Raw genomic sequence first — 12203 nt, 5'->3', positions numbered from 1 at the left:
ACTAGAGGAAGTAGGCTGTCTCTAATTAAGATTCAAGGAGTAGTCATTATGGCAGGGGATTCGAGCAGAAGCAGCCAGCAAATCCGCTATCAGATTGAAGGTATGGATTGTGCATCCTGCGCAACCAAAATTGATACAGCCGTGCGTCGTGTTGAAGGCGTGGAGGATGTTTCGGTGTCGGTCACGAGTGGTTCCATGAAGGTTAGCACTCAGGGTGACCGTGACGCTGAGATCATCCGTAAAGTGGAAAGTCTTGGCTATAAGGTCAGCCGCGATGCACCACAGACAAGCGGCATTACTGAAAAGCGTTTTCAGATCGAGGGCATGGATTGCGGATCCTGTGCCGGTAAGGTGGAAACAGCCGTGCGCCGCATTAAAGGTGTTGAGGCAGTTTCGGTATCGGTTACCAATGGTTCGATGACCATCAGCACAGACGGCAATCTGGATGCTGAGATTATGAAAAAAGTGCAAAGTCTGGGCTATAAAATTGCTCTGACCGATGCGTCTCTTGCCAAGACAAAAAAACAACCACATTGTCACGATCACGATCACGATCACGATCACGATCACGATCACGATCACGATCACGATCACGATCACGATCACGATCACGATCATGATCATGGCCATTTACACGCGACAATACCTGTCGTCGCGGTGGTCAAAAAAATACCGCCAAAATGGTGGCAAACGGCCAAAGCCAAGCTGATGTTTATCAGTGGTGGTGGTCTGGTCGGGGCTTATATTATCGGTCTTCTTTATCCGCCTGTTGCACTCTATGCGTTTTTGGCTGCCATGCTGCTGGGGTTGGTGCCGATTGCCCGTCGTGCGGTAATGGGTGCATTAAATGGCACTGTCTTTTCCATTGAAATGCTGATGACGATTGCCGCTGTCGGCGCGATCTTTATTGGTGCGGCAGAAGAAGCCGCAGCCGTGGTGTTTCTCTTTCTGGTGGGTGAATTGCTGGAAGGTGTGGCAGCCGGTAAGGCGCGTGCCAGCATTCAGTCTTTGAGCGATCTGGTGCCTAAAATTGCTTATCTGGAGCAGGGCTCTGCTACGGTTGAAGTTCCTGCCGATCAGTTGCAGCCAGGCAATATGATTGTCGTGCGTCCGGGCGATCGTATTCCCGCCGATGGTGAAATTGTCGCTGGTGAAAGCGCCATTGATGAAGCCCCTGTAACCGGTGAAAGTACGCCGGTGAATAAAGGCGAGGGCGAAAATATCTTTGCCGGCACGATTAATGGTGATGGCGTTTTGCGTGTCCGCGTAACCGCTGCGGCAGCTGACAACACCATTGCGCGTGTGGTGAAGCTGGTGGAAGAGGCACAGGATGCCAAGGCACCAACCGAGCGTTTCATCAACCGCTTCTCTACTTATTATACACCCGGTGTTGTGGTTGTTGCAGCTTTGGTAGCAATCATTCCGCCATTGTTTTTTGGCGGGATTTGGAATGAGTGGGTCTATAAAGGTCTGGCAATTTTGCTGATCGGTTGCCCGTGTGCGCTGGTGATTTCAACCCCGGCTGCCATCGCAGCCTCGCTTTCATCAGGCGCCAAGCGTGGGCTATTGATGAAGGGCGGTTCGGTGCTGGAAACCATCGGCAAAATCACTGCTGCCGCTTTTGACAAGACCGGAACACTCACCGAAGGAAAACCTAAGGTGACCGATGTGGTGGCCGGTGAATTGTCTGAAGATGATGTGCTTCGCTTAGCCGCCGCCCTTGATGCAGGCTCCAGCCATCCGCTGGCGATTGCTATCGTCAGCGCTGCTGAAGCCCGCAGCCTGACATGGCCGGATGTGGTCGAGGGCAAGGCGATTGGCGGCAAGGGCGTGGCAGGTCAGGCGCAGGGCATGGAATTGTTCTTGGGCTCGGCCAAGGCAGCGCGGGCTCAGGCCACGATGAGCGATGCGTTTGCAGCACAGCTTACAGTTTTAAACGATGACGGTAAAACTGTCTCTGTGTTGGTGGCTGATGGTAAGATTGCTGGTGCGATTGCCATGCGTGATGATCCGCGTGCTGATGCGCTTGCGGGGCTGAAGCGCTTGAATGCTGCCGGTATCCGCACCATCATGCTGACGGGTGATAACCGCCGCACGGCAGAGGCGGTTGGCCGCGATATCGGCATTGAAGTGCGGGCAGAATTGCTGCCGGAAGACAAGCAGAAGATCATTGCCGATTTGCAAAAAGAAGGGCTGATCATTGCGAAAGTCGGTGACGGCATCAATGACGCGCCAGCGCTTGCCACCGCTGATGTGGGTATTGCTATGGGGGGCGGCACCGATGTGGCGCTGGAAACCGCTGACGCTGCCGTCTTGCACGGCCGTGTGTCGGATGTGGCCGAGATGGTGGATCTGTCGAAGCGCACCATGCGTAATATCTTCCAGAATATCACTATTGCTCTTGGGTTGAAGGCGGTGTTTCTGGTGACAACCGTGATGGGAATTACCGGCCTTTGGCCTGCCATTTTGGCTGATACCGGTGCAACCGTTTTGGTAACCATGAATGCGTTGCGACTGTTGCGAGCCCGTTAAACATTAAAAGCGGGCATGAAAAAGCCGCCCTGAATTTTCTGTTCAGGGCGGCTTTTTATGGCGCAAAACTTATTCGCCCAATAATTGCAGGATACGCTCCTGATAGAGCTTGGCAAATTCCACATGTTCCGGATTGATACCTTTCAGCTCATCGACCATTTGCTCTTCATCTTCGGCCTCGGCACCGGCCAGACCGCTCATCAAGGCAAAATAGCCGGTAATGTAATCATGTGCCGACAGTTCATTTTGATTGAGGATCGCCATAATTTCCGGCTTGGCCTCAACCCCTTTAATCAGCATGGCGATACTTGGGTCTTCTTCGCTGTCCGGCTCAGGCATGGCCGATAAATCAAGCCCGTTGAGTGCTGTCTGCACCGCTTCCATTTTGCTTAAAAATTCCGGTGTCAGTTTAAACGCATTGACCTCTGCCGGAATAGGTGGCGGAGCAACTTCGGAAAAGCTTTGTGCCTGTGCTGTTAAAGGCACTAATGACAGGCTGGCAGAGCTAAGCATGACGGCTGTAAAAGCATGAAGCAAGAATGATTTTTTCAGCATGGGATTTCTCTTAAAAATGATCTTTTAAAGCACGGATGCGGGTAAAAACTTGTTCATCGCTGGCATTAATCATTGAAAGATGAGCGCGGATTTGAGTGTCTGATGCGCGCAAGAATGGATTGGTTGCCAGTTCCTGCGCCATGCTTGTTGGCAATGTCAGTTGATCTTCCGCACGCAGGCGCGTGATTTCTGCGGCACGCTGTTGCAAGGCTTTATTGTGCGGATCAATAGTCAGTGCAAAACGGGCATTGCTGGCGCTATATTCATGGCCGCAATAAATGGCAGTATCGGCGGGAAGCGCGCTTAAAATTTTCAAAGATTGGAACATTTGCGCTGGTGTTCCTTCCAGCAAACGGCCGCAACCAAGCGAAAAGAGTGTATCGCCGGTAAAGGCGACTTTGGCTTGGGGAATATAGTAAGAAATTTCGCCCCTCGTGTGGCCGGGGGTGCTGAGCACCTGCACTTCAAACTGGCCAAAGCGGAAACGGTCTCCATTATCTAAGCCCACGTCAATGTCGGGGATTTTATCACTTTCTGCGCTTGGGCCATAAATTTTCAGGTCGAATTTTTGCTTTAAAGCAAAATTGGCTTCCACGTGATCATTGTGGTGATGGGTGGTGAAGATATAATCCAGCTTCCAGCCGCGAGGTTGCAGCGCTGCCAGTATCGGGGTTTCTTCGGGCGCATCAATGGCAGCGGTCAGATTATTGATCGGGTCGTGGATCAGCACGCCGATATTATCGCTGCGGCAGATGAATTGTTCGATTTCGAGGACGCCCATTTCCATCTCCGTTCAATGTTTTTCAGCGGCTCACCTGAACCGCTGAAATCTGACAAGCCGAAATGGCTAATCTGTGGCGAAAAAATTAGTTTTTCACTTCTTCCAGAATTGTGTGTTTTTGAATAAGCGGCATCTGGAACAGGGTGAATAAAACCGTGATTGGCATAATGCCCCACACTTTGAACCATACCCATGTGTCAGTGGAAAAGCCGCGCCACACCACTTCATTGACCACGGCTAAAAAGATGAAAAATACACCCCAGCGAAGCGTCAGTTTGCGCCAACCTTCGGCATCCAGCTTGAAAGCGGAGGCAAAAACATAGCCGAGCAGCGATTTTCCAAAGGCAAGACCACCAAGCAAAATGACACCAAACAAGGTATTGACGATGGTCGGCTTCATTTTGATGAAGGTATCATTATGGAGGTAAAGTGTGAGCGCGCCAAAAACCAGCACGACAATACCAGATACCAAAGGCATCACCGGCAGGCTGCGGGTGAGCACCCATGAAATGGCCAGAGCAATAATGGTTGCGCCCATAAACAAAGCCGTTGCCATAAAAATCGGTTCGCCGATGGAGGCTAAAATCGGGAATTTTTCCCGAAGCATTTCACCACGCGCATTGGTGAAGAAAAACACCAGCAACGGGCCGATTTCCAATGCGAGTTTCAACAGCGGATTGATATCTTTATTGTCTTTGCCTGCTGTTTGCGAAGGATCGCGCTCAAAAATAGGCTGGTTCATGACGCTACTCCTGCAATTGCATTGGCAAAATCTTTGGCGGCAAATGGTTCAAGGTCATCGATACCTTCACCCACCCCAATAAAATAAACCGGTAATTTATGTTTGGCGGAAATTGAAACCAGAATACCGCCGCGCGCCGAGCCGTCCAGCTTGGTCATGACAAGGCCGTTAACGCCTGCGATATTCTTGAAGATTTCTACCTGATTAAGGGCGTTTTGACCTGTGGTGGCATCCAGTGTTTGCAACACGGTATGCGGGGCTTGCTCGTCATGCTTGCCAAGAACACGCACCACTTTGGCAAGTTCTTCCATCAGCTCGGCTTTGTTTTGCAAACGGCCGGCTGTGTCGATAATCAACACGTCACTACCGGCTTCTTTGGCTTTTTCCCATGCATCATAAGCAAGGCCTGCCGCATCGGCACCAAGCTTGGAGGAAACAATCGGAGAACCGGTGCGCTCACCCCAAATATGAAGCTGTTCAATCGCTGCTGCACGGAAGGTGTCACCGGCGGCAAGCATGACTTTCAAGCCGCCAGCGGTGAGTTTTGCCGTCAATTTGCCGATTGTCGTTGTCTTGCCGGTGCCGTTGACGCCCACTACCAAAATAACATGCGGCTTGTGCGACAGATCAAGTTCCAGCGGCTTGGCAACAGGTGTCAGCACTTTTTCGATTTCTGCGCTCATAATGGCGCGCACTTCATCGGTGGAGACATCTTTGCCGTAGCGGCTGGCAGAAAGGGCATCGGTCACGCGCATCGCTGTTTCAAGGCCAAGATCGGCTTGGATCAACACATCTTCCAGCTCCTGTAAGGTGTCTTCATCAAGTTTGCGCTTGGTGAAAATGCCGCCGATCGAATCGCTTAAATTGCTGGAAGAGCGTGCCAGACCTTGGCGCAAACGTTCATACCATGAGAGTTTCTTTTCAGGTGCAGCGACTGGTTCCGGCTCATCTTGCTTGACGGCAACAGCTTTGCTGACCTGCACTTTTAGCGGCTTTGGAGCGTCCGGTGTCGGTGCTACTGGCGCAGGTTCGGGTTGTGGATCCAGCTCCTCAACAGGTTCTTCTGCCTCAGAGATAATCGTCTCAGTGCTAGCTTCCGGCTCAATCTTCTCTGGCTGTGGTTCTGGCGCGTGCGTGACAGAGGGAGCTTTGGCAACGGTTTCTTCAACCTCACTTGGTGCAGGAGCAGGGGCTTGTTCTTCAACAGCTGCCGCATTTTCTGTAACAACACGATCATCGACTTGTTCTTCAACAAGTTCAGCCTCCTTCTTGCCGAAGGAAAACATTTTTTTGATAAAGCCGATTGCCATGTTCTGTCTTTTTCTTGTTCTCTTGAAGCTGCTGTTTCACACTCTTTAAAGGGTGCTTGTCAGCAGCTTATCTTTATCATGTCCGATAATGCGGCGCTCGATGATTTTACCCGGCACATTCTCAGCATCATCTGCCATAAATGCCGCCATGGTAAAGCCTTCTGTGCGACCGATACCAGCTTGTCCGTTGATGCTTTCCCGTTCAATCAGCAATTTCTGCACACTGCCGTTCAAAGCCTTCAAATGTGCAGCATAAGCACGATCTGCCTGCCCACGCAAACGCGCAGCGCGTTCTTTGACGATATCACGTCGTACTTGCGGCATTCTTGCTGCCGGTGTGCCTTCACGCGGGCTATATGGAAACACGTGCAGATGAGTTAGACCGCAATCTTCAACGATCTTTATCGAGTTTTGGAACATGGCTTCAGTTTCGGTCGGGAAACCGGCAATAATATCAGCTCCAAACACAATATCAGGGCGGATTTGGCGCACTGTTTCGCAAAACTGGATAGAATCATCACGCAAATGGCGGCGTTTCATGCGCTTTAAAATCATGTCGTCGCCCGATTGCAGCGACAAATGCAGATGCGGCATCAGGCGGCTTTCATTGGCAAGTGCGTCCATCAGATCATCATCGGCTTCGATAGAATCAATGGAGGACAGGCGAAGACGTTGCAAGTCCGGCACTTGAGTAAGAACGGTTTTGACCAGTTTACCAAGGCGTAGATTGCCCGGTAAGTCAGGGCCATAGGAGGTCATGTCAACGCCGGTGAGCACGACTTCTGCATAGCCATTATCAACGAGACGCTTGACCTGATCGATAACGCCGCCCATCGGCACCGAGCGGGAATTGCCGCGGCCATATGGAATGATGCAGAAGGTGCAGCGATGGTCACAGCCATTTTGCACCTGCACAAAGGCACGCGCGCGGCCTTCAATAGCATCAACCATATGGGAAGCGGTTTCGCGCACTTCCATGATATCGTTGACACGTACTTTTTCAAACTGGTTGACGCCAAAATCCGGCAACATACGGTAGGAATTGGATTTCAGCTTTTCTTCATTGCCGAGCACCATATCCACTTCGCCCATGGCGGCAAAGTTTTCTGCTTCTGTTTGTGCAGCACAACCGGTGACGATAATACGCGCTTCCGGATTTTCACGTCGGGCTTTGCGGATGGCCTGGCGAGCTTGGCGCACAGCCTCGGAGGTGACCGCGCAAGTGTTGAAAATAATCGCGCCGTCTTTCAGCTCACCCAAACCGGCTGCATCGGCTTCGCGTTTCATCACTTCGGATTCATAGGTATTGAGACGGCAGCCAAAAGTTACGATTTCTACAGCCATTACGCAGTACCTTTATTCGTCAATTGTCCAAAACGGCCGGAGGGTGAGGAGGCAGCAGAGGACTGCTCATCCTTACTCCAGTGGCCGGTTTGCGGATCAAAGAGGCCGGAGAATTCCCATTCAGCAGGCCCTGTCATGATGATGTGATTATCATCGCGCCATTCAACGGTTAAATCACCGCCCGGCAAATGCATGGTCACATGTCGTTTTGTTTTATTTGTTCTGACCGCAGATACCGCCGCCGCACAGGCCGCAGAGCCGCAAGCGCGTGTCAATCCGGCGCCGCGCTCCCATGTGCGTAAAATGATGTCGTGCTCTGATGTGACTTTTGCAATCGAAACATTGACGCGCTGCGGAAACAACGGGTCATTTTCAATGATTGTGCCAAACTCTTCCAACGGATAAGACCAGACATCATGATCCACCCAGAAAATGATATGTGGATTGCCGATTGAGGCAAGGGCGGGCATTTGCAGGCCGTATTTTTCACGTAAATCTTTGAAAATTTCGGCTTGCGCTGTGTAGCCTAGCTCATGGCTCAACGGCAAATCCTGCCAGCCAAAACGCGGGCAACCCATATCAACACTGATTTGAGTGTCGTCCTGCATATGGGCGGTTAAAACACCGGCAAGCGTTTCGAAGGTGAATTTTGTCTGTTGGTTTTCCGCATGGAGTGCCTGCACCACACAGCGTGTGCCATTGCCGCAAGCCTGTGCTTGGGTGCCGTCACAATTGATGATCTCGATATAATGATCGGTGTTTGCTGTGCGGGCATCATGGATCGCCATGATCTGATCAAATCGGGTGACGGGATCTTGCGCTAAATAAACGGCAGCAGCAGGCGTGATGCGATCGGCACGTCCGCGCATATCGGCAACAATAATTTGATTGCCTAATCCATTCATTTTGGCAAAAGGCGCCATCTTGTTCATTTAGATTTCCGGTTTGATGATGAAAACAGGCCTCTATATGGGGGAAAAGACATGAAATTGCCAGTGTCTTGAATAGGCTTTGACAGGATCGCCAAGCTTGATTCTGAGATAAAAACCGTTTTTGGCGACAAAATTGCTTTTTTGAGCTTGCGGGACTGTGGCGGTTAAGCCCCAGTTGGTTTCAAAAATAGCGATCTGACCGTTAAGTCCGGTTTCGGCCTTAAAAAACCCATCAACACTGTTGCATTTTTATCTTATGCCTATTTTATTAGTAACTTGTAGATTATGGCAGGTGGAATATCATTCCTCTGACGCAATGGAGATCCGTATGGGAATTTCAAAAGCTAGTTTGCTCACTGTTGCAGTAGCGGGCATCCTGATGGCCGGTTGTCAAAGTTCCCGGTTTGATAATCAGAATTCAAACTATCCGGCAGCACCATTGCGACCTGCTCCTTCGGGAACAGTGCAAAAGCAACCTTTGACACCTGCCGATCCGAATCAATTTCCGACTGCCCCGACCACCGGTATGGATGGCAATATGAATGCAGGTCTGCCTGAAGGCGGCCAGCAGGTTGCAAGCCTGCCGCCGGAGACAGCACCAACACTGACCGCTGGCAGCGTCGCCGGTGTATGGAATGCAAATCTCGGTGGTCAGAGCTGTAAGATTGCGACACCACAAACCAAATTTGGGCAGGGCTATCGCGCCGGTCCGCTGCGTTGCCCGGGTGAGCTGGCAAGTCTGGCCTCATGGGCCGTGAACGGCAAGCAACTCAACCTTTATAATGCAAATGGTGACACTGTGGCCTCGCTTTACTCAAGCGGTTCAAGCCGTTTTGATGGACAGACTTCCAGTGGTCAGCCTCTTAGCCTTTCACGCTAATATCGCTTGTCGATTGGCTGTGTGAAAACAAAGCAAAAGGTTGTCATGTCAGGGAGCTTTCATTCGTTCCCTGAAATAGCACAAATAGGGCACTAGTTTTGATATGTCTTTTGATGGCAATTTGAAGGCTTTCCCTTCTGTGCGCGAGCGCTATGAAGCAATGGTTCAAGCCGGTGATGTGGATATGGATCCCGCCCAGCTTGAATTGACCGATCTTTATGATCAGCTGATTATAAATATTTGCAATAAGCGATTATCACGCAAATCGAGTGCGCTTGGATGGTTGTTCGGGCGCAATAAACAAACGCAGGCCATTATTCAGGGGCTATATGTCCATGGAGAAGTCGGACGCGGCAAAACCATGCTGATGGATATGTTCTTTCAGCTTTTGCCAGTCGAGCGTAAACGTCGTGCGCATTTTAATGATTTTATGGCGGATGTGCATGATCGTATTCATGCTCATCGTCAGGCATTTAAAAACGGTACTACCAAAATCGAAGACCCGATCCCGCCGGTGGCTGATGCGCTAATCGAGCAGGCATGGGTTTTGTGTTTTGATGAATTTACTGTCACCGATATTACCGATGCGATGATTTTGTCGCGTTTGTTTGCAGCCCTTTTCGAACGTGGTGTGGTGCTGATCGCCACTTCCAATGTGGCACCGGATAATCTTTATCGTAATGGCTTGAACCGGCAGCTCTTTTTGCCGTTTATCTCTTTGCTGAAGCAATATGTGCGGGTGATCAATTTGGATTCACGCACCGATTATCGTTTGGAAAAACTCGATCTCCAGCCGGTTTATCTTTCGCCCTTAAGTAGCGATGCTGACATGCAGATGGATGCAGCATGGGAAGCGCAAAAAGGCGGGGCAAAGGAAGAACAGGCGATTATCCGCATCAAAGGGCGTGAAATTGTAGCTTCACGCAGTGTTGACGGTGCTGCACGGTTTTCCTTTGATGAATTGTGCGCCAAGCCATTGGCTGCTGCTGATTATATTGCCATTGTCAGTAAATTTCCGACTATATTTCTCGATCACGTGCCGGTGCTGGATTTGCCCAAGCGCAATGAAGCCAAGCGCTTCATTCTGTTGATCGATACTTTATACGATCATCACGCAAAATTGTTTGTCTCGGCTGATGCCGCGCCTGAGAAACTTTATGTTGCCCGTTCCGGCACGGAAGCTTTTGAATTTGACCGGACAGCATCACGTTTATTTGAAATGCAGAGTGCGGAATATCTAGCAGCAGTTGAGCTCGCATAGACCAGAATTGCAGCCTGAATGACTGTAAAAGCAGGTTGAGCGGAGCAGGGTGCCCGCCGGTTGTGATTTTATGCTAACTGCTCTATTCTACGAAAAATAAATTTGCCCAAGAGCCGGTTTTTCCGTCTTTTTGGCATGTTTTATCAATGTCGTGAATGACTGAGCCTAAGCGCTTTGGCTGATGCTGGAGCGCGGCAGCTTTATTATACTGATAGTGCTGTAGTTTTTAAAAGACAAAGGCCGGTTTCATATTTGTCTTATAAAGCTGCTTTAATGCTTTGGTCGGGCTGGAATTTATTCCAGCTTTATCGGATGTATAGCGTTGTCCGGCATGGGCGCGTGCTTGCAGGAGGTTTGTAAGCAGCGTTTTAAAGTTTGGATGTATGGAAATCGAAGTTTTGCGGTTTTTATACGGGAGTTGAAACATCAGTCAGGGTGCAAGCCACAGATTGATTGGAATTTGAGTGGGATGTCACGTAAAAATTCCATTTTGAACTTGGGAGGTCTGAGCAATTCGAAGATCTGCTAACAGCATGAAACAGCTGTCTGTTTCAGATTTTGAACCCGTCCGGAAAGATGTCTGGAGGTCACAATTTTGCTGAAATTTTCCCGCACTACTTCGATGGAAATTTTGAAATCCGACACAGAAAAATGCTGTTTGGAGAATCAAAATTTTGACGTTTACGTAAGAACTAATAAATCTAACCGATTGAAATCATTGAGGTGAAATTTATTAGTTGAGTTATTCCCGGAAAGGGCTTAGTGAGCATCAGCGCTAAAGCTATTTCCGGGCTGTCGCCGGAGCATGTTTCGGCGTTTCTGTGAATCACAGCTTGAGGAAGAAACTGACATGGCACGCAGCAAGATTGCCCTAATTGGTTCTGGTATGATCGGCGGTACGCTGGCTCACTTGGCCGGTCTGAAAGAACTCGGTGATGTCGTATTGTTCGATATTGCTGAAGGTATCCCGCAGGGTAAGGGGCTTGATATTGCAGAATCGTCACCTGTTGATGGTTTTGATGCGAATTATTCCGGTACCAACGATTATAAGGACATCGCAGGCGCTGATGTTGTAATCGTGACCGCAGGTGTACCACGTAAGCCAGGCATGAGCCGCGATGATCTTTTGGGTATCAACCTGAAGGTTATGGAGCAGGTTGGTGCCGGCATTAAGCAGTACGCACCCGACGCTTTTGTTATCTGCATCACCAACCCGCTCGATGCGATGGTTTGGGCATTGCAGAAATTCTCCGGTCTGCCGGCCAACAAGGTTGTAGGTATGGCCGGTGTGCTGGATAGCGCACGTTTCCGCTACTTCCTTTCCGAAGAATTCAAAGTTTCCGTTGAAGACGTCACAGCATTCGTGCTGGGCGGCCACGGCGACACCATGGTTCCGCTGACCCGCTACTCCACTGTTGCCGGTATTCCTTTGCCGGATCTGGTGAAGATGGGCTGGACAAGCCAGGAAAAGCTGGACCAGATCGTTCAGCGTACCCGTGACGGCGGTGCGGAAATCGTTGGTCTGCTGAAGACCGGTTCTGCATTCTACGCACCTGCTTCTTCTGCCATCCAGATGGCTGAATCCTACCTGAAGGACAAAAAGCGCGTTCTGCCTGTGGCAGCACAGCTTACCGGTCAATATGGCGTCAACGATATGTATGTCGGTGTGCCGACCATCATTGGTGCCAACGGTGTTGAGCGCGTTATCGAGATCGAAATGAACGAAGCTGAAAAAGCCGAGTTCGAAAAGTCGGTCGCTTCCGTTGCCGGTCTTTGCGATGCTTGTAAGGGTATTGCGCCAGCACTCAAGTAATTTGCTGAAAATGGCCGGTGGTATCGCTGGCCATTTTTAAGCTTTTTCTGAAA

At 50.2% G+C, this 12203-nt stretch carries 10 protein-coding genes; 4 read left to right on the top strand and 6 right to left on the bottom strand.

What is annotated here, in order from left to right; all coding sequences use genetic code 11:
- The first annotated feature begins 48 nt into the window (after positions 1–48).
- On the top strand, positions 49–2532 hold the full coding sequence (locus tag JNC77_RS00690) for a heavy metal translocating P-type ATPase (protein ID WP_374828810.1): 2484 nt from the start codon (positions 49–51) through the stop codon (positions 2530–2532).
- A gap of 69 nt (positions 2533–2601) precedes the next feature.
- Here JNC77_RS00690 and JNC77_RS00685 read toward each other — a convergent pair whose 3' ends face one another.
- The 6 genes from JNC77_RS00685 to dapF form a co-directional block, all read right to left on the bottom strand.
- Entirely contained in the window at positions 2602–3087 is a 486-nt protein-coding gene (locus tag JNC77_RS00685; protein ID WP_374828809.1) for a hypothetical protein, read from the bottom strand.
- Positions 3088–3097: 10 nt separating this feature from the next.
- Positions 3098–3868, bottom strand: coding sequence for a hydroxyacylglutathione hydrolase (gene gloB / locus JNC77_RS00680; protein WP_374828808.1), 771 nt, complete (start codon positions 3866–3868; stop codon positions 3098–3100).
- 85 nt (positions 3869–3953) lie between these two features.
- Positions 3954–4610, bottom strand: a complete 657-nt coding sequence (locus JNC77_RS00675; RefSeq protein WP_374828807.1) for a septation protein A — start codon at positions 4608–4610, stop codon at positions 3954–3956.
- Positions 4607–5920, bottom strand: a complete 1314-nt coding sequence (ftsY, locus tag JNC77_RS00670; protein WP_374828806.1) for a signal recognition particle-docking protein FtsY — start codon at positions 5918–5920, stop codon at positions 4607–4609. The genes JNC77_RS00675 and ftsY overlap by 4 nt, the downstream gene beginning before the upstream one ends.
- A gap of 45 nt (positions 5921–5965) precedes the next feature.
- On the bottom strand, positions 5966–7264 hold the full coding sequence (mtaB, locus tag JNC77_RS00665; RefSeq protein ID WP_374828805.1) for a tRNA (N(6)-L-threonylcarbamoyladenosine(37)-C(2))-methylthiotransferase MtaB: 1299 nt from the start codon (positions 7262–7264) through the stop codon (positions 5966–5968).
- Entirely contained in the window at positions 7264–8196 is a 933-nt protein-coding gene (gene dapF, locus JNC77_RS00660) for a diaminopimelate epimerase (RefSeq protein ID WP_374828804.1), read from the bottom strand. Before dapF ends, mtaB begins: the two co-directional genes overlap by 1 nt.
- A 328-nt stretch (positions 8197–8524) precedes the next feature.
- On the opposite strand from dapF, the gene JNC77_RS00655 reads away from it, so the two are divergent.
- The 3 genes from JNC77_RS00655 (at position 8525) to mdh (ending at position 12150) form a co-directional block, all read left to right on the top strand.
- Positions 8525–9076, top strand: coding sequence for a protease inhibitor Inh/omp19 family protein (locus JNC77_RS00655; protein WP_374828803.1), 552 nt, complete (start codon positions 8525–8527; stop codon positions 9074–9076).
- 103 nt (positions 9077–9179) lie between these two features.
- A complete protein-coding gene (gene zapE, locus JNC77_RS00650) occupies positions 9180–10337 on the top strand; it encodes a cell division protein ZapE (RefSeq protein ID WP_374828802.1) in 1158 nt (385 codons plus the stop codon).
- 850 nt (positions 10338–11187) lie between these two features.
- Entirely contained in the window at positions 11188–12150 is a 963-nt protein-coding gene (gene mdh / locus JNC77_RS00645) for a malate dehydrogenase (RefSeq protein ID WP_343802550.1), read from the top strand.
- The last annotated feature ends 53 nt before the right edge of the window (positions 12151–12203 follow it).

The sequence above is a fragment of the Paenochrobactrum pullorum genome (assembly GCF_041929845.1).
Lineage (GTDB): Bacteria > Pseudomonadota > Alphaproteobacteria > Rhizobiales > Rhizobiaceae > Paenochrobactrum > Paenochrobactrum pullorum.
The sequence above is the reverse complement of the archived record's forward strand: the minus strand, read 5'-3'. Positions and strand labels throughout refer to the sequence as shown.

What these genes read in the sequence shown, in the direction of transcription:
- JNC77_RS00690 (WP_374828810.1), top strand. Translation starts at nt 49, where the DNA reads ATGGCAGGGGATTCGAGCAGAAGCAGCCAGCAAATCCGCTATCAGATT.
- JNC77_RS00685 (WP_374828809.1), bottom strand. Translation starts at nt 3,087, where the DNA reads ATGCTGAAAAAATCATTCTTGCTTCATGCTTTTACAGCCGTCATGCTT.
- gloB (WP_374828808.1), bottom strand. Translation starts at nt 3,868, where the DNA reads ATGGGCGTCCTCGAAATCGAACAATTCATCTGCCGCAGCGATAATATC.
- JNC77_RS00675 (WP_374828807.1), bottom strand. Translation starts at nt 4,610, where the DNA reads ATGAACCAGCCTATTTTTGAGCGCGATCCTTCGCAAACAGCAGGCAAA.
- ftsY (WP_374828806.1), bottom strand. Translation starts at nt 5,920, where the DNA reads ATGGCAATCGGCTTTATCAAAAAAATGTTTTCCTTCGGCAAGAAGGAG.
- mtaB (WP_374828805.1), bottom strand. Translation starts at nt 7,264, where the DNA reads ATGGCTGTAGAAATCGTAACTTTTGGCTGCCGTCTCAATACCTATGAA.
- dapF (WP_374828804.1), bottom strand. Translation starts at nt 8,196, where the DNA reads ATGAACAAGATGGCGCCTTTTGCCAAAATGAATGGATTAGGCAATCAA.
- JNC77_RS00655 (WP_374828803.1), top strand. Translation starts at nt 8,525, where the DNA reads ATGGGAATTTCAAAAGCTAGTTTGCTCACTGTTGCAGTAGCGGGCATC.
- zapE (WP_374828802.1), top strand. Translation starts at nt 9,180, where the DNA reads ATGTCTTTTGATGGCAATTTGAAGGCTTTCCCTTCTGTGCGCGAGCGC.
- mdh (WP_343802550.1), top strand. Translation starts at nt 11,188, where the DNA reads ATGGCACGCAGCAAGATTGCCCTAATTGGTTCTGGTATGATCGGCGGT.